Annotated in this window: 12 protein-coding genes and 1 riboswitch; of the genes, 4 read left to right on the top strand and 8 right to left on the bottom strand. The window is 49.7% G+C overall.

Features of this window, described 5'->3' with window-relative positions; all coding sequences use genetic code 11:
• The first annotated feature begins 2 nt into the window (after window positions 1-2).
• From asnB to B9Q17_RS03350, 4 genes are all read left to right on the top strand, one after another.
• Window positions 3-1,916 carry an asparagine synthase (glutamine-hydrolyzing) gene (gene asnB, locus B9Q17_RS03365; RefSeq protein ID WP_094624112.1) on the top strand — a complete coding sequence of 638 codons (1,914 nt, stop codon included), beginning with the start codon at window positions 3-5 and terminating at the stop codon, window positions 1,914-1,916.
• The gene (locus tag B9Q17_RS03360; RefSeq protein WP_094624111.1) at window positions 1,916-3,049 is read left to right on the top strand and encodes a glycosyltransferase; all 1,134 of its coding nucleotides are present in this window, start codon (window positions 1,916-1,918) and stop codon (window positions 3,047-3,049) included. Before asnB ends, B9Q17_RS03360 begins: the two co-directional genes overlap by 1 nt.
• Window positions 3,050-3,061: 12 nt before the next feature.
• Window positions 3,062-4,501 carry an oligosaccharide flippase family protein gene (locus B9Q17_RS03355; protein ID WP_094624110.1) on the top strand — a complete coding sequence of 480 codons (1,440 nt, stop codon included), beginning with the start codon at window positions 3,062-3,064 and terminating at the stop codon, window positions 4,499-4,501.
• Window positions 4,502-4,603: 102 nt separating this feature from the next.
• Window positions 4,604-6,595, top strand: coding sequence for a PA14 domain-containing protein (locus tag B9Q17_RS03350; protein WP_167373005.1), 1,992 nt, complete (start codon window positions 4,604-4,606; stop codon window positions 6,593-6,595).
• Between the two features lie 24 nt (window positions 6,596-6,619).
• Here the strand turns inward: B9Q17_RS03350 and B9Q17_RS03345 are convergent, their stop codons facing one another.
• The 8 genes from B9Q17_RS03345 to B9Q17_RS03315 form a co-directional block, all read right to left on the bottom strand.
• Window positions 6,620-7,516 (bottom strand): glycosyltransferase family 2 protein, encoded by an 897-nt coding sequence (locus tag B9Q17_RS03345; RefSeq protein WP_094624108.1) that lies wholly within the window; start codon window positions 7,514-7,516, stop codon window positions 6,620-6,622.
• Between the two features lie 43 nt (window positions 7,517-7,559).
• Window positions 7,560-8,531, bottom strand: a complete 972-nt coding sequence (locus tag B9Q17_RS03340; RefSeq protein WP_094624107.1) for a glycosyltransferase family 2 protein — start codon at window positions 8,529-8,531, stop codon at window positions 7,560-7,562.
• Window positions 8,528-10,390, bottom strand: a complete 1,863-nt coding sequence (locus tag B9Q17_RS17990) for a hypothetical protein (RefSeq protein ID WP_154707610.1) — start codon at window positions 10,388-10,390, stop codon at window positions 8,528-8,530. Before B9Q17_RS17990 ends, B9Q17_RS03340 begins: the two co-directional genes overlap by 4 nt.
• Before the next feature lie 121 nt (window positions 10,391-10,511).
• Window positions 10,512-11,105 carry an LbetaH domain-containing protein gene (locus tag B9Q17_RS03335; protein WP_094624106.1) on the bottom strand — a complete coding sequence of 198 codons (594 nt, stop codon included), beginning with the start codon at window positions 11,103-11,105 and terminating at the stop codon, window positions 10,512-10,514.
• Entirely contained in the window at window positions 11,102-13,687 is a 2,586-nt protein-coding gene (locus tag B9Q17_RS03330) for an RIFT barrel domain-containing protein (protein ID WP_094624105.1), read from the bottom strand. The genes B9Q17_RS03335 and B9Q17_RS03330 overlap by 4 nt, the downstream gene beginning before the upstream one ends.
• 29 nt (window positions 13,688-13,716) lie before the next feature.
• Entirely contained in the window at window positions 13,717-14,646 is a 930-nt protein-coding gene (locus B9Q17_RS03325; protein ID WP_094624104.1) for a phosphotransferase, read from the bottom strand.
• Complete coding sequence (locus B9Q17_RS03320; RefSeq protein WP_094624103.1) at window positions 14,643-16,094, bottom strand: exosortase/archaeosortase family protein; 1,452 nt, start codon at window positions 16,092-16,094, stop codon at window positions 14,643-14,645. The genes B9Q17_RS03325 and B9Q17_RS03320 overlap by 4 nt, the downstream gene beginning before the upstream one ends.
• A gap of 114 nt (window positions 16,095-16,208) precedes the next feature.
• Complete coding sequence (locus B9Q17_RS03315) at window positions 16,209-16,967, bottom strand: PEP-CTERM sorting domain-containing protein (RefSeq protein ID WP_094624102.1); 759 nt, start codon at window positions 16,965-16,967, stop codon at window positions 16,209-16,211.
• A gap of 41 nt (window positions 16,968-17,008) precedes the next feature.
• Window positions 17,009-17,095, bottom strand: a riboswitch (cyclic di-GMP riboswitch).
• Window positions 17,096-17,261 lie beyond the last annotated feature (166 nt).

Here is a 17,261-nt window from a genome sequence, read left to right as displayed (position 1 = left end):
GAATGTGTGGTTTGGCCGGTTTTCTAAGAACGCCTTCTACACCCGACAGAGCTGCCCATAAAGACTGGCTTGCGCGCATGGGCGAAAGCATCAGGCACCGCGGGCCAGATGCCGGGGCTATCTGGACTGATGATGGAGTCGGGATGGTCCACCGCCGGCTCAGCATCATTGATCTGTCTGAGGCAGGAAACCAGCCTATGGTGTCTGCCTCTGGCCGGTATGTGATTGTATTTAACGGCGAGATTTACAACTTCCAGGAATTGAGGGAACACCTGTGTCGCGAAGGCCATGTTTTTCGCACAGGAACCGACACCGAAGTCTTGCTGACACTTTATGAAACTATGGGGCCGGAATGTCTGGGTCTGCTGAACGGGATGTTTGCGATCGCAGTCTGGGACAAGACTGCCAGCAGCCTGTTTCTTGCAAGGGATCGCCTGGGTAAAAAGCCGCTTTACTTCTATCACAACGGTGGCCATTTCGCCTTCGCCTCCGAGATCAAAGCCTTGCTGCCCCTGCCCTTCTTGAACACGGAACTGCGGCACGATGCGATCAAGGATTTCTTTGCCTACCAGTATGTTCCAGACCCTAAAACCATCTATCGGAATATTTATAAGCTGCCCCCGGGCCATTGGCTGGAAACCGATGGTGTAAAAGTCCAGCAGGCCCAGTACTGGGATCTGGCGTTCGATAACCCGTCATCTCGAAGCGCGGATTCGCTGGCGGAAGAACTGTATGCCTTGATTGACGATGCGGTCCGGTTGCGGATGGTCAGCGATGTTCCGCTTGGTGCATTTCTCAGTGGCGGGGTTGATTCCAGTGCGGTTGTTGGCTTGATGGCCGGGCACAGCCAAATGCCGGTGACTACGTGTTCCATCGGGTTTGACTCCAGGCACTTCGATGAGGTGGTGTGGGCGCAGAAAGTTGCGAACCAGTTTGGGACGGATCATCACGAATTTACCGTTAAGGAAAACGTTGCCGGATCACTGGGCAAGATTTCCAGATACTTTGACGAACCCTTTGCAGATCCTTCGTTTGTACCTACGTATTTTGTGTCTCAACTGGCACGGCAGAAAGTGACCGTGGCCCTGGCGGGGGATGGCGGTGATGAGAATTTTGCCGGCTACAGCAAATACCGCACCGACCAGATCGAAAATCAGATACGCAATTTGGTGCCCGGGGGGATACGGCGATCGCTGTTTCCGTTGTTGGCAAAAATGCTTGGCCAGATGGATAACACACCGGCTAAAAAAGCGAACTCCTTGCTGGGAACCCTGGCGACAGAGCCAGACCAGGCGTTCTATACCTCGAACTGTTTCTTTCGGCCGGAAATCTGGAACTCACTGGTAACGGGAGAGCTGGCCAGAGAAACCCAAGACTACGACCCCGGTGAGATAACCCGGCACCATTACCGGCAGGCTAAGGCCGACGACCACCTATCGCGAATCCTGTACACCGACATCAAAACCTACCTGCCGGGCGACATTCTGGTGAAGGTCGACCGGATGAGCATGGCAAACTCTCTGGAAACCAGAGCGCCGTTACTGGATTACCGCGTGGTCGAATTCGCAGCCAATATCCCTTCGCGATTGAAGCTTCATGGCAAAGACAAGAAGCACATTCTGAAAAAAGCGTTCTCAGGCATGCTGCCTCAGGATGTGCTGTACAGAAAGAAAATGGGATTTTCTGTGCCCCTGGCCCAGTGGTTACGGTGCGAGCTACGAGAAATGGCTGAATCGCTGCTTCTGGCACCGGACAGTGGGCTGTCGAATTTGTTTGATCCCGCTGGAATCCGCCGCCTGTGGGAGCTACATCAGTCCGGCAAGGACCACGTAACCCAGGAGCTTTGGTCTTTACTGGCCTTTGAACTCTGGTGGCAGAGTTACCAGAAGGGCCACGCAGTAGGAGGGCTGCTTTGATGGGCTCCCCCAAAAACACCTCCCCACAACCGAAAGTCCTTCACGTTACGTTTAACATGGGAATAGGGGGCACTGAGCAGGTTATAAGGCAACTGGTTCTGGGTAGCCGGGGGCAGGAGGTCGAACACGAAATAGTCTGTATCGATGGGCAGGTTGGCGCAATCGGGGAGCAGATGCGGGAGGACGGTATTCCCGTGCACCGGATCTCCCGCGCCCCCGGATTCGACTGGAAACTAATACGGGGCCTGCGCAACCTTATCCGGGCACAGGATGTGAGCATTGTTCATTGCCATCAATACACTCCGTTCCTTTACGGTCGGCTGGCTGCACTGCGAACCGGCGCAAAAGTGGTGTTCACGGAACACGGGCGTTTCTACCCGGACCGTTACCGGTGTAAGGCCGCTCTGATCAACCCTCTTCTGGCACTTCTGACGCCGGCCATTGTGGCCATCTCCGGTGCGACCCGGGACGCCCTGGCAAAATATGAGTTCATGCCCAAAAGCAAAATCCAGGTGATATACAACGGCATTCAGCCGTTGAAGGCTAATCCTGCTCGTATTAGTGAGCTCAGAAGTGAGTTGGGGATTCCGGAAGACAGCTTTGTTTATGGGACCGTTTCCCGGCTTGACCCAGTCAAGAACCAGACAATGATGCTGCAAAGCTTCGCCCGCTGCCTGAAAGATTACCCGGAAAGCTATCTGCTTATGGTTGGCGATGGCCCGGAAAGGCAGGCACTTGAGGCTCTGGCCGCGAGTCTTGGTCTTTCAGAAAAGGTTTGCTTCACCGGCTTCATTAATGAGCCGGCCCAACACCTCGCGCTGATGGATGCATTTTTACTGTCCTCTCATACGGAAGGCACTTCGATGACACTTCTGGAGGCCATGAGCTTGGGGCTGCCTGCTGTTGTGACTGCCGTCGGTGGAAATGTCGAAGTTGTGGAGCATGAGCTATCCGGATTAATTGCACCGGATAGCGACACGGCGGCGTTTGCGAAAGAGATGGTAAGGCTCCAGCAGCAAACCACATTGCGAGAGAAAATTTCAGAAGCTGCCAGAGACCGATTTCAAAGCCGGTTTTCGGCTGAGGCTATGGTTAAGAGCTATCTGCGCATCTATTACCAGCTGTTATCCTGAAGGAATAGGTTTATGTCCAGCAGTATCCGGCGGGCCGTTCTGTTCTCATCTGTAACTCGCTACAGCATGCGGTTCATGGGCCTTTTCTCAACCATGATTATCGCCCGCTTGCTTACTCCAGAGGAAATCGGAACTTTCGCGATCGCCAGTGCCATCGTAATGGTGATGAGCGAATTTCGTTTGCTCGGAGCAGGCGCGTACCTGGTTCGGGAGCAGGAGTTGACAGAAGAAAAAATCCGTTCAGCCACTGGGCTCACGGTACTGATTTCCTGGGGACTGGGTCTGGTGATCTGGCTGGCGGCGCCGTGGGTGGCAGGGTTCTATGAGCTGGAGCCCTTATCGATTATTTTCCGGATACTCTCGGTGAGCTTCTTTGTTGCTCCATTCATCAGCATACCAACGTCCGTGTTGATGAGGTCCTTCCGGTTTAAGGAGCTGTTTGTAGTCAAGCTCTACACCACACTGGCTAATGTGCTGATTACCATCAGCCTGATTCTGGCCGGGTTCAGCTATTACGCCCTGGCTTGGGGGTACACACTTGCTGTTTTGGTCGAACTGCTGGTTTTGATTTATTACAGGCCGGCGGGTATGCCCTGGGGGCCCTCTTTCCAGCGTGTGGGGACTATTGCCCGCTTCGGGATCTACACCTCGTTAGCGGGTTTTTTACGGAAAGGTGTGGTGACTGTGCCGGATATGATCATTGGTAAGCTGGGCACACCGCTTCAGGTCGGCCTATTCTCCCGGGGGCTCGGATTCATCGAATTTGTCTCTCAGACCCTGATCATGGGCGTCAAGCCTGTGGTGCTGCCTTATCTGTCAGACGTAAAGCGTAGCGGGGGCGATATAAATCAGGCCTATCTGCAGGCCAGCGTGATGCTCGGCGGGTTGATCTGGCCGGTTCTGGCAGTGGCAAGTGTGGTCAGCCTGCCAGCGATTTATCTGTTTTTCGGTGATCAGTGGCTTGAGGCTGCACCTTATGCGTCCCTGATTGCCTGGTGGGCAATCTTCCGCATGGTGCATTGGTTCTCCAGTGATTTGCTGATGGCCCGGGGCTTTGAAAAGGTCATGGTGATCAAAGAGGCGGTTGTGTTCTTCGCACATTTTCTGGCGATCCTGCTTTTATTCCCGCTTGGCCTTAAGGCCGTAGCGGCGGGTTTCGCCGGAGCGGGAGCTATCGACCTTGTAGTGACCAGTTGGGTGCTTTGGCGGTATCTGGGCCTGAACCCGGCGCTTATGGTGCGGGCCTGGAGGCAGAATGCCCTCATCATGGTTTTGTGCGGGCTGGCTGCCTGGGGCTGTTATGAGGCCATGCTTGCACAAGGTTTCGGCATGGTAGCAGGTCTGTTGGTCGTTGCGAGCGTATTGCCGCCTGTCTGGCTCGGACTGATTTTTGTTTTGAAACATCCCCTGCGAGCAGAGCTGGTTCGTGTTATACGAATCTTGCACGTGTGATCAGCGTGTTATCACCAATCGGTACATGGCCTGAGTGGCAGCTTTTGAGTGTAGATACAATACTTCACGTAATGTTACGCACTGAAACCTATGGAGTCTGCTATGGCAAATGGAATGAAGCTGTCGGCCTTTCTGGCCTTTGGCCTGTTGGGAGGGTGTCAGTCCTGGTCAGTACGTGACATCGATTCACTGCCACCCACTGCCTCCCTACCGCCGACAAGCGAGCAGGGAAAGGTGGAGTTACGTTATTTTGATAACGTTACGGCTTCGTCGATAGATGAGCTTACGGCCTTGGGTCGGTTCCCTGATAACCCGGACGAGGTTTCAGAGCTGGCCCGCCTGGAAATGCTCGATAGCCGTGCGGATCAGTATGGGGGATTTGTTCGTGGGTTTATTGTTCCGCCAAGTAGCGGCACTTACCGTTTCTTTATCAGTGCGGATGACGAAGCGCAGTTTGTTTTCAGTACCACCGCCAGTTCAGCCGATGCCCAGGTCGTTGCCAGCGTGCCGCGCTACAGTTCTCGCAATCAGTTCGACAAATACAGCTCCCAAGCCTCTCCAATATTCAACCTGGAAGCTGGTAAGCGCTACTACTTTGAAGTGATTCACCGTGAGGGCTATGGCGGGGATCACTTCTCGGTTGCCTGGGAAGGCCCGGGGATCACGCAATCGATAGTTGCAGGTGATTACCTGTATTCCTACGGAGAAAGCAGTGCCATCTATCCCGGTGATGAGCTATCGAAAGAAGGGTTTTCGCTGGGCTACCGGATAGGTTACTTCGATGGTGGGCAGGGGCTGGCTTTCAATCCCTCCTATCCGCCACTTGATGATGATCAGGACGGCCTCTATGACAATTGGGAAGAGTTTCATGGCCTGAGCGCCTCTGATGCTGCAGACGCCACATCTGACCGGGACAATGATTTCCTGACAGCAACAGATGAGTTCCGCTTTGGTGCGAACCCTGGAAGTCCGGACACAGACGGCGATGGCATACCTGATGGTGTGGAGTTTGCCTACGGTTTGGACCCGCTTAACCCCGGAGATGCCCGTGGCGACCTGGATGGAGATGGCGTTTCCAATCTGGATGAATATAACGCTGGAACCGATTTTACCGATGCCCAGGATGTGCCTGTGCAGGAGGCGGAACTGGTTCCGGGTATGGTCGGTCAGTATTTTTCGGGACGAGACCTTGATCAGTTCTTCTTCGCTCGCCTAGATGACAAGGTTGAGTTCGACTGGGGTAGTGGGTCGCCAGGCGAGGGAATCCCTAACGATGTCTTTAGCGTTCGCTGGGTAGGTTATTTCCAGCCGCCTCACAATGAGGGGGCGCAAAGCTATACGTTCCGGGCGCGTCGGGATGACGGTGTCAGAATCTATCTGGGTGGAGAGCGGATTATGGACCGCTGGGGCGGTGGAAGCACATCGAACTATTACTTTACGTCTAAAGCAGTTAGTGCAGGGGAGCTTTTGCCTCTTGTCATAGAATACTACGAGAGCTACGGAGCTGCGCGACTGTACATTGAAATTCATGATGATGAGACGAAAACCCGTCTCTCTGAGAACACAATCCTATCAGCAACACCAATGGATTCAGCGGTATTCACCGATACCAGCGTCGACGGAGTTCCAGATGCATGGGCTTTAAGGTTTGGTCTCAACCCCTATGAAGCGAACGCATCCAAGATTCTAAATAGCAGTGGTGTATCTGTCTTACAGGCCTATAACGACAAGCTTGATCCTAGAACACTGGCGCCAGATGAAGAATGGGCTGTTGGAAGTAGCCCAGTGCCTGACGAGCCGACGGCCGATCAGCCGCCCTTACCTGAATCATCATCTTCGGTTACGCTGAGCTGGACTGCTCCTGGAACACGACTTGACGGATCTTCAATTTCACTTTCCGAGATTGAAGCGTATGAAATTATGTATGGTCGTAGTGAGGATGAATTACTCGAGCGGATAGAGGTGAGCTCTTCCCCTACAGCATTTACATTCAATGGGCTTGAATTAGGCCTTTGGTATTTTGCTGTGAGGGCAAGGGACACTAGAGGTCTTTGGAGCCCGAAATCTAATGTTGTTATGCGAGAGGTTAAATAACTTTTTTCATCAACTGTTTTAAGTTTATTTGGATTTTGTTATGAGATTTGAAGATGTTCTTATAATTCTCAGTATGCATTTTAAAGAGCGTGGGCAGTTAATAAATGATTTGATCGCACAATAAAGAGAGAAGGCGTGATCATTTTCCTCTTCAGAGATATAAGAGCATATAGTGTAAGAGTTTGATTTTGCTTTTTTTATAAATTTTCTTTGTTTTTTGTTTAGTTGGTTTTTAGAAAAAATAACGCTTATTGCCTTTAAGTGATACGGTAGTACTTTCCTTGTATTTCTTGAGGTCGATTTTTTATGAACCCTATATGTTGTTAATGGTTGATCGACATAGGAAACTGCGTTTTTTGATGAAATTCTAACCCATAATTCCCAGTCTTCAATGGCAGGTAGTGTGGTATCAAAACCACCTGCGTTGTGGAATTTAGATTTTTTTAAAAGGACAGTTGACGTGCTGATAAAGTTGTTAGTAAGTAATTCATTGAAAACACTTCCAGTATGTTTTTTGGTGAACTCGCTATCAAGCCTTCCTGAATTTACTCCACCGACGAAGCGGGTGTCGGTATATGACCAAGAATTTCCCTCATCATTCATTTTAGAAAATTGACGCTCCAACTTATTTTCATCCCATATATCGTCTGCGTCTAGAAATGCTATCCACTCTCCATTAGAAGATCTAACGCCAACATTTCTAGCTTCAGCTACACCTCTGTTCTCTTGTTTTATGTAAATAATTGAATTTATATAAGAGGAAATTATCGATGGCGTTTCATCGGAAGATCCATCATCTATGACTATTACTTCAATGTTTTTGTAAGTTTGAGATAGTGCACTTTCTATAGCTGAGCGTAGAGTGCTGTAGCAATTGAACGTTGGTATTATTACTGATATAAGGGGGGGTTCGGTCGACATTGATTTCTCTTGATTCTAGGTTGATTCTAAGTTTTTCTAAATGTTAATTTCGGTGTCTTCCTATCTTTAATAAGGGTGAGAGAGTTCTACTTGAGATGTATATGTATGCAAAAAATGAACTTGCTATATTTTTTCTTATTGGAGTTGCTCCGAATTTGACTGTCGATATTGCTAGTGATAGTGCCATGGCGAAGATCATGTAAAATTCTAAATAATATAATGTTCTGTTTAGAGTGGACAGAATTAAAGAAGTCATTAGAGTAAGGCCGTTTAAGATAGCAACTTTTGCTACTCTTGAGTTATTTATTTTTGTTAAGCTTTTGAAGTCTTCAGAGCCGTGCCAAAGTTCTCTAATTATAAATTCTAAAATATTCTTTGGGTATCCTTTATGTATTGCAATAAGTCTCTCGTCATTGAATACCTCGATTCCAGATGACTTAGCCCTTGCGCAAAGGTCGTAGTCTTCAGAGGTAGAAAGTGAGGAATTGAAGCCTCCGAGAGCTTCCAAGGCTAACTTTGTGGTTATCATGTGCCCTGAGTTTATATAGAATGACTTGTGTATGTTTTGTGAAAGCCTGGAAAACCAATATTTGTTTAATGGTTTTGTGTCGTTCTCGGGAAGACATCTGTTTCCGGTTATAATACATGGGTTTTCGGTGAGTTTTTTATAAGTATTAAGGAAGGCGGCCTCCCACGATTCGCTTATGCAAACGTCTGCATCAAGAAATACGATTACAGAGTATAGAGAATTTCTTGCGCCTATGTTTCTCAGCTCGGCAATAGACACATCTGGAGCCAAAATTACTTTTGCGCCAGACCGCATTGATAATGATCTGGTTTTATCTGTTGATCCATTGTCAACAACAATTATATCACAATCGATAAAGTTTAATTTACTTATTGTAGAGATCGTGTCAGATATTTCTCGCTCTTCATTGAGAGCGGGAATTACAAAGCTAACCTTTGGTTTTTCTTTAACAATATTTTTAGTTAAGTTGTTTTCTTCTGGTATCATAATAGAATGCCCAAATCTTCAGGTGCTGAAGGTGGGGAAGGTAGGTTCTCGTCAGAATTTTTAGGCCCTACAGGACCAATATTCCCCGGATCTTGTACTTGCTCGCCGTAAAAATTGCTTTGATGTTTATGTGATCCACCAGCTGTGGAAAGGGCAGGTGAAGCAGGATCTAGATAGAGATGATCCTCCATAATTATTAACGGATCAAAAACTAGAGAGTTATCTACGCCCTCAAAATAGACTGATGTAGAAGCTGACTCCTCCATCCCGGTAAACCAAATGTTATTGTTGTAAATGGGGTTTGTAACGGATTCATTTTTGACCATCTTAATTGGGTGATCTGTATTAACTATGTTGTTTTCAATATATACATCGTTATCTTTTGACTCATTTCTTAATCGAAAAGCCGCCGGAGTCTCATATTTTCTGGAACTCTCGTCTGATACACCAAAAATAAGGTTGTTAAATATCATGTAATGCCCTTTTATATCGCCTCCAATGCTAATTGCGTAGGGCTGCGTTCCATTATTGATCTCCGCAACTGGGCCGAGTCCAGAATTTATAATTATATTGTTATATATTTTGCTGTCAGCATTCCAGCAGTAGCCGATATCGTCATAATCTGAAGTATATATGTTTATTGCTGACCCTCTTTGGTTCTTGATAAAGTTATTGTGAACATTGAAAGTTCCTGTTACCGGATCACAATTGATAGAGCTGAAGGGCGACTGATCATAAAAGTGTATGCCAAATACGGATTTGTTATTTTCCAGTCTATTCCATCCAAATTCCCATGCGATTGATTCAGGTTCGTTTGATGAGGTTCGTTTTGACATGTATGTTGTGTGATGAAAGTGCGATGTCTGATTGCAACCTATATCGTAAATAAAGTTTCCATATACTTTTACATTTGAGCCATCGAGCCGCGTACTATATATTGAGCCAGCCCAGCCATTGGAGCATTTTCCTGGGATGTCTGATATGAAGTTGCCGATAATTCGTCCATTAGACGACGTTCTTATTTGTATCGTTGAGTCTGATGTATTCCCTGCGCCAAACGTTTCGCTGTCGTCTAAAGGGTCATCTAGCATTCCACCGAGTACTTTGTATTTAGAAATTACTATCCCAGTGGAAAGATAAGGGCTTATGCCCCATTTCGCTGATACAACTTCGGATGGCAAGCCTGGATAGCTAATTATCGCTATTTGACTATCTATAGTGCCTTCTAGCGCTCTCAGGTACATTCCAACTTCTCTCGTACTGTCTTTATAAACTGGCTCTCTAACATTGTGTGTGTAAACTAAATCACCGGCCGTTAGGTTTTTGTTTCCGGCCGCAGAAGAATTACTTGGCCATCCATTTACGAATGCCCAGGGATTTGAGAATGACCCGTCACCACTTTCATTGTCTCCACTAACTTTTACGTGGTAGATTTTTCCTGATCGAATAGTGAAGGGATAGGGTGGTGATTTCATGTTTTCGGAGATAACCTCGATTTTGGCGCTACCTTCCTGCGATTCTGGAATAGAAAAAGCAATTTCATATAACTGGTGAGAAGTGTATAAGTCTGAAGGTCCACTTGGGCTCTTTCCGTTCGCTTTTTTCCAGTAATAAATATGTGCCGCAGGCTTTCTAGATCCTGAACTGTCGGTGATAAACACCTCTCCTTGGCGATCACCGAACCGATACCCCCAGAGGGTCACAATCGCACCTTCTCCGAGTCCGTCACCCAGTCCAGTACTTGGTCCGCTTATGATATCGGAGAATGCAATTAGGGGAGCCTCCTGTGCTAGAGCGATGGAGTTCAGATTGAATAGGAAGAAAATAGTTAAAAGATAGCTGTAAATGAGCCGTTTCATGGAATATTCTCCGTTTCCTTTTGGCATTCCTTAGTGTAGCTGAGCAAGCGCCTGTCGAGTGGCTGGCTGAGAAATATTTTCTAACGTTTTGTTACTTAAAATAACTTTAAATAGCGAAATTTCATGAGGACCTGGATGATATTTTTTTCGCGGGCAGTCCGGCTAAAATGCTGCCCTCTTCAAATTCGCTCACCACAACAGCAGCTGCAGCGGCAATGCAATGATTTGATATGCTGCTCAATACTACACATGAGTTTCCTATCCAGCAGTCGGTTCCCACAACAATCTTTTTGAATCTTCCACCCTGCTCTTGTATCGGCACTTTTGGGTCAGAAAATTGGTGTTGCTCATTTCCACTAAGTATATGAACCCCGCTTCCGATAAGGGTATCTTTGCCAATCGTACACATCCCAATATTGCACTGTGGCCCGATGTAAACACCTTGGTGGATTGTTGTGTTTCTGTGGGAGAGAATTGTTAGAAACCCTATAGATATTTCGTCAGAGGTGTTGGGGCATGCCAGACGATAAAATGCAGCCCTAAGGTAAGCTCCTGTTTTCCCTGGAAACAGGCTGAGGAACTGGGAAAATGACTGGAAGACACTGTCACTTCTCCCTCCGCCGCTCAGTATCCAATATAGAACAAACGCTGGCAGCATGAGTAGAAGAACGAGATTTTTAATACTACGTTTTATTAGGTACCGGGCCGGTTTCATCGGTGCAGCCTCGTTACTAACCACTGTTTTTCGCGGGAAGGTCTGAATTCAGATACCCCTAGGGCTACTCTCTGCATGATCCTTGTAATGAGTGCTTTCCAAGTCAGTTTTGGTTCAAAAAAATTGATTTCGTCGCTTGGTTTCCTTGCCGCCATGACTGGTTCGTCGGTGACACGTGTGTGCTGGGGTCCATAGTTCTGGTTGAGCACTATCTGTATTCGCGCGTTGTGCTTTTCGGGGCTAACGGCAAGTTTGTTGCAGCTTTCTGCCAAAAATCTATCGGCGGCTTTTTTGTATAGTCTGGATGCCTTCGGGGAAGCTAGATCCGCCGCGATGAACATTAGCGTTGCCTTTCGGATGTCCTGTGCGGTCCAAGTGTCGTTTGGGTATTCCAGTTGGTCGGGTTCGCTCAAGAAGGGGCGCTCATGATCTCTCATCCACTCGGCGTAATGCACGAAAGATTGGAGAGCGTAGCGATAATTGGGGTCAGAGAGGCCCCATTGCTTTTTTAGGTGCAGATATCTAGCTATAGCTGTTAGTAATATGATGTACGACCAACTTATTTCGACTTCAAGGAGGTTACGACCTTCGATGGCGTCGTTGGGGTGAAGTGTTTCTAAAATTACCAGCTCTGCTTTGGTTAGCCAGTTTCTGTTCGGTTCCAATATCGCTGCATCTAAAAGAGTGTTGATGTAATTTCCGGTAGCCCTTGTAAAGGGATAGCGGTGTCTGCTTGGTTTCTGGCCCATTATCAATGCTTTAACTTTTGGGACTTCATAGCGCTTCATTGCCATCAGTTGGGCTAATAGCCCCCGACCACCTTCATGCAAGTTAACCATCCAACGAGCGAGCTCAAGAACCGACTCTCGGGAGTTCATATTTCCAGTTAGCAAATAGTGGTAAAGCAACCCGGAGGTATAACAATGCTCAGCTCCGGGGCCACCGCCTGTTTGGCCCGGAGTACTGCTGGTGTCGTTATGCCGAGAAAATGTTCGATGTGTCGCCGTATGGGCCGGCAGGTAATGGTCTGTATGCCAGAACAGCCCGTTGTTATATTCGGCCCGGTCTTCCTCTGTATGGTAAATGTCGATATCAGTGACGTGGCGGGCCAGGTCATCCATCAACTCGAACCAGCGACGATCGCCGGTGAGTGCGAACTGGCGGGCGAAGCCATAGATGGCATCGTACTGGTTGTTGTAGTGGGAGATCAGTGGCGCTTCGCCAGGCGCCTGGTACAGGGTTTCATGATCCGCGAAAATGTCACCGAAGTTGCGCCAGCCGTACTCATCGATTACTTCCCGTTTTTGGAAGAAGTTTGAGGGGCCATCCAGGCCTTCCTGGATCAGGGTATCGAGCGCATCCTTTTCTGCATTGGCTTTGAACCAGGGAAATGCGTCTGTTGATTCGTAAACCTCAGGAGCCAGGCGTGGGCAGAGTGGGGCGTAAGCCCATGTCAGGTTGCTGGTATTTGCATAGGCCATCAGGTGGCGAAGAGTTTTTCGTTCGCCACCCTGGAGCTCGTAGCTTTGGTTATCTGGCCGCGCAGGGAAAAGTCCGACGATAATTTTCCCTTTTTGGTACCCAATGTTGCTGGGGAAGTTTTGCCAGAAGGTCGGCATGGCCAGCTGGAATGGCTGTCCGTCACCCGTCAGTGATAACAGCGGGTTTGCCCGATCTCCTGTGTATTCCAGGGCGTTCTCCGAGGTCAGTCGGTATCCGCGGTACAGGGTTGTGAGGTCGCCATTTTTGTCAATGTGGTTGAGGCTGTTCCAGTTTTCTCCGCCAGATGACTCCTGATACAGCTCAAAATCTCGCAGCGTAAATGCCGCCTTCGGAGCGTTCAGGGAATCGGGCTGAATACTCACCTCTTGTGGACAGCCGGTTTCGGTAATTAGCTCCAGGCTGCCGAAATACATGGAACCCTCGTCACCTAGATCCCATAGGCCACCGGGGTGCCTGGCCCGCTTCGGGTTATGGATCTGCATTTCAATGTTCGTGAGTCCAGTCTGGAGATAGATGCGCAGTCGGCAACTGAAATCTGCAAGGCGAGCTTCGTTTGCTTGAATCCAATGGCCGCTAAGCGAGGCTTCAACATAGACGGGGTTCTGGTGCTGTATTTCCCAGTCGCCATTCGTGACAGGGTGGCAGGGTAGCCCGCCTTTAGAAGTGAGTTTTGCTTCAGTTGTTATGGGAGAGGTTACCCCCGAAAACTCCCAGTGAGGCCGGCCCTTATGAAGCAGGAAATCTCCAATCTCAGTTGAAATGGTCCATCCACGTGGTGTTTGAGTAATGCCCGTGACGGATGCTTCGGGTGAGGGCTGTTCAGAGACTGTCAGGGTCTCTACCTGGTGAGGGGATAGGCTGTAAAGAAACTCGGCGAGCGCCCAGAAAATACTGCCGTCTGGCCATTGGCATAGCAGTTTGAAAACTGCTGGCACGCTGTTGCCATGAGCATCTTTAAGCTGGAACGTTGTCCCTGCCGGGTGCTGGCCTTTGGCAAAAGGAATCCCTACAGAGAGCGGCTCGCTTACTCTGTGAATTCCGGATTCTTCCTTGAGGACAATATCAACCGATGTTGCCATTTCACACCTAATTCCTTTTATACAACACGCTAAAGCTGGCGCTTAATCCATCGCATTCCGGCCCTGGTTATCTGGCTCATCTCGATGTTCGAGTTCCAGGACAACAGGTCTCTCATATAGTGCTGACCTTCAAGATGCGTGAGGTAATTATAGGCCATGTTGCACTTGAAGTATGGGGTTTCCGTAGCCTGCATTGATAACCCGTAGCCATTAAGGAATACCGATGGCAAGTGGCCAAGGCGTCGCCTGCGGGTCCGGTTGGTGTCAGCAATCGCATAGAGGCTGCTGTACATGCGGGCCACATCTTCATAGTTGCCAGACACCCGTGTATCACCAAAATCTACTACGTGAAGCTGGCGGTTCTGATCAATAAGAACGTTATAGACAATGAAGTCCCCGTGAGCCCTGCAAACGAAAGCACCGTTTTCAGCCAGAAAGGTCTGGGTATTCAGTTTCTCCAGAACTGGTAGAAACCTGGCCTCGATTTTGTTCAGTAACCGCTCGGGCAGAAGCTTTTCCTGCCGGATGTCCCGGATCTTGCGTACGGTGTCCTGCAAAAGCCACGCTGCTTTGGAGTTATCGACGCCTTGGTTGGCTGATGTTTTGTGGTAGAGGGCCAGCCATTCGCCAAGTTCTCTAATCCTTGAAAAGATCGTCTGCGGATCATTGAGGCAGTGGCCTCTGAGACGACCCAGTAAGTAGGTTGCATTCCAAAGTGTGTGGAACAGTTCATCGCCGTGAACGCGCTCGGTGGTGAGGGTGTTGGTGGCCGTATCAAAATCCACTAGGCGTATGGGGCTGACGTTTTCTGTGGCAACCTCTAGTTGCATGCACCTTTGCAGCTCTCCGGCTTCGTCGGCCAGGCTCCGCTCACTGGTATGCTTGCGGTAAACCTCATTATTGATGAACCCGGTGCTTCTCGGGTTGATCTTGGCAGTGCCAGCATTACTTTGGTTCATTGCGAGCTTGCCTTGTTCTCTGGTGGTAACGGGCTCAGGCTAATGGTGTTCTGGGCTGCTCCCACGTTTTCGATAGCCCGGTTACATTGCCTGGGCTCACACTCCACCATCACTGAAACCAGCGCAAACCGGTTTGCTCCACTTAATGTCGCCGGAATCTGCCATAACTTCGCATCCCGGTAGCTTTCGGTTGCGTAATCCCCAACCTGATACCACTGCAAAACAGCTACCCGCTGCCTGCCAACGCGGTTCTGGTAGATTTTCACCTGCCCCTGGGTTTCCTGAAGCAGCCACTCTTCCGTATCAATGGGGGGCCGAAGGTAGGGCACCAGCTTATGATCGGTGGCGGCAGAGCGCTCACTTTGAGCCACTGATAGCCAGGCACCACCCGGCGTTGCCCAAACTTTGTGGTCTAGGTTATCCGGGAGCCGCAGCTGAAGGGGCAATTCGGAGGGCTGGCCGGGAATCATAGCCGCATTCTGTGGCGCCCAGGGGCTGGTTTCATTGCCGGAGAGTTGAAGGACGCTGAGGGCTAGTGGCCCTACCACCAGCGCAGCCAGAACCGCGACGACACCTTTGCGTGAGAACCGCTTGGCCTCGGGTGCATCGGCTGTTTTCCGGCGGTTAACCGGCGCGAAGTAGAGCGCTGGCAGAATAAACACGCCGTAGACTACCCAGCCCATCAGTTCATGGTCGGTCAGCATGTCGCTTTGCATTTCTGTCTGGTAACCGACAACGACCAGAATGAAGATTCTTACCCAGTTGGCAATCAACCCGAGAACCATGGCTGCGGTCAGGAAGCACAGCCATCCTCGCCAGCGGTAGTCGTTAAGGATAGACATCATGGCGGCGAGCAAAATGGAAATAGCGAAGTAGCGAATGCCGGAGCAGCCATCGGCAATAACCAGGCGGCCGTAGGGCAGGGTGATGCTGTTGCCTTCAATCAATGCGGTCATCCCGAACAATCGAACCCAGTTGCTCACCACGGCGCTGGCAATGGCGACTAGGGTGGGGATGAAATCTGCCCAGATCGGTAGGGAAAGGGCGAGCAGGATAACGTAGGGAAGTAAGCGCAGCGCTCTGTAAAAACCCAGTAACGCCCAGCTGGTGGCAAGCAGGCCGGCAGGCAGCATCAGATAGGTCAGGGTGTCTATCCTGACCAGCTCAAGTAAGGCCCAGACAAGCGTGGTGACTAACAGAATCAGGATGCCGGTTACCTGAAACCTGGATGCTGAAGGGGCTTGCGTATTGGTCGGCAACGGAGGGTGGATCAAGAGAAGCGCTACGTAGATAACCGCGGTGGCCAATCCATGGGCCAGTACCTGCTCAAACTCCAGCCATTCTGATGTCAGCCTTATCCAGGTTGGATAGAACAAAACTACGCTGACTGCAGTTACGATCAGGTACGGCAGGGCATAGGGCAGGTTGTCTAATGTCTTCCTTAACATCTTCTGTCCACCGGCATTGCTACAGCTTCAGAATACCGTTGTTTGTGACGACATAAAACAAATGTGCGCACAAAAAAGCCAGCCGAAGCTGGCTTTTCTGAAAGCCCAGGACGATCAGGCTTTTTGGCGACGACGGGCGGCACCAAGGCCGGCCAGTCCGAGGCCGAGCAGGGCAAGGGTGCCAGGCTCCGGTACCGGAATAGCTGACTCAATGAACACAACAAGGTCGTTGAAATCATAGTCTGAGCCTTGGCCAAGGGTATCTTCCCATGCCAGCAACCATCCACCTTGGGTCCAGGTGGTGTCACCTCCAAATCCTGGAAGGTTGATGGTGTCGCCCTGACCCTGATAGGCCACCATATGCTGCTGGTCCGTCAGTGTGCTGGTAGCGTTCAGGGAATTCTGGGAATAGATCATCTGGCCGGCTACATCGATGAAAAAGCCGAAGGTGGTGCTGCTGAATGTCACACCGGTAAAGGTGTTGAAATCTGAGTAGACATCACCGTTGGCATCCAGACCGAAGGTATCACCGGCGCCAACACCATCTACCGAGCCATCGAAGATGGTGTAGGTCTTGGTCAGGTCGTTCGGATCGTAGATACCAAAGGTTGTGGATCCGGACAGCCCTGCGATAGAGGCGATGTACCGGGTTGGTGAGAGTCCTGAGTCGGAGTTCTTCCACAGGTCAGAGGGTGAGGCCTGGTCTGTGTTCACGTCGAGTGATGTGGTGTAACCCGGCGCGATAACATCCTCTGCAATGATCGTCTGCAGAGACCGTTCTCCGTTGGCTTCGGACACGTTTACTGGCACGGCCTGAGCGCTAAACGCCACGCCGGCCAATGCGATACTGGTAACTAGCATTTTTATATTCATGGGTCTTCTCCGGTTGTGAAGCTCTAAATCCCTGTAGTTCGCTTTGCAACCAGGCTGTCTCTTCGGATACTGACCAGAGATCCTTGGCTTTCCGTCCCATCCTCGCGGGTGGTTTGGCTCCTGAGCGGGATAAAACCCGATCTTCTCCTTGTATTAAGCGATTATCGTGCCAACCAGCTAACTGACTGAATTTCCGTTGAATTTCTTCGGCAGCCAGAGACGTATGTAAAAGTTTTCGACAACCCAAAAAACAGGGCCGGTTCTTATAGCGATCCGGCCCTTCTGGTTCGTGTG

The sequence above is a fragment of the Marinobacter vinifirmus genome, assembly GCF_002258215.1.
Classification (GTDB): domain Bacteria; phylum Pseudomonadota; class Gammaproteobacteria; order Pseudomonadales; family Oleiphilaceae; genus Marinobacter; species Marinobacter vinifirmus.
The sequence above is the reverse complement of the archived record's forward strand: the minus strand, read 5'-3'. Positions and strand labels throughout refer to the sequence as shown.

What these genes read in the sequence shown, in the direction of transcription:
- asnB (WP_094624112.1), top strand. Translation starts at nt 3, where the DNA reads ATGTGTGGTTTGGCCGGTTTTCTAAGAACGCCTTCTACACCCGACAGA.
- B9Q17_RS03360 (WP_094624111.1), top strand. Translation starts at nt 1,916, where the DNA reads ATGGGCTCCCCCAAAAACACCTCCCCACAACCGAAAGTCCTTCACGTT.
- B9Q17_RS03355 (WP_094624110.1), top strand. Translation starts at nt 3,062, where the DNA reads ATGTCCAGCAGTATCCGGCGGGCCGTTCTGTTCTCATCTGTAACTCGC.
- B9Q17_RS03350 (WP_167373005.1), top strand. Translation starts at nt 4,604, where the DNA reads ATGGCAAATGGAATGAAGCTGTCGGCCTTTCTGGCCTTTGGCCTGTTG.
- B9Q17_RS03345 (WP_094624108.1), bottom strand. Translation starts at nt 7,516, where the DNA reads ATGTCGACCGAACCCCCCCTTATATCAGTAATAATACCAACGTTCAAT.
- B9Q17_RS03340 (WP_094624107.1), bottom strand. Translation starts at nt 8,531, where the DNA reads ATGATACCAGAAGAAAACAACTTAACTAAAAATATTGTTAAAGAAAAA.
- B9Q17_RS17990 (WP_154707610.1), bottom strand. Translation starts at nt 10,390, where the DNA reads ATGAAACGGCTCATTTACAGCTATCTTTTAACTATTTTCTTCCTATTC.
- B9Q17_RS03335 (WP_094624106.1), bottom strand. Translation starts at nt 11,105, where the DNA reads ATGAAACCGGCCCGGTACCTAATAAAACGTAGTATTAAAAATCTCGTT.
- B9Q17_RS03330 (WP_094624105.1), bottom strand. Translation starts at nt 13,687, where the DNA reads ATGGCAACATCGGTTGATATTGTCCTCAAGGAAGAATCCGGAATTCAC.
- B9Q17_RS03325 (WP_094624104.1), bottom strand. Translation starts at nt 14,646, where the DNA reads ATGAACCAAAGTAATGCTGGCACTGCCAAGATCAACCCGAGAAGCACC.
- B9Q17_RS03320 (WP_094624103.1), bottom strand. Translation starts at nt 16,094, where the DNA reads ATGTTAAGGAAGACATTAGACAACCTGCCCTATGCCCTGCCGTACCTG.
- B9Q17_RS03315 (WP_094624102.1), bottom strand. Translation starts at nt 16,967, where the DNA reads ATGAATATAAAAATGCTAGTTACCAGTATCGCATTGGCCGGCGTGGCG.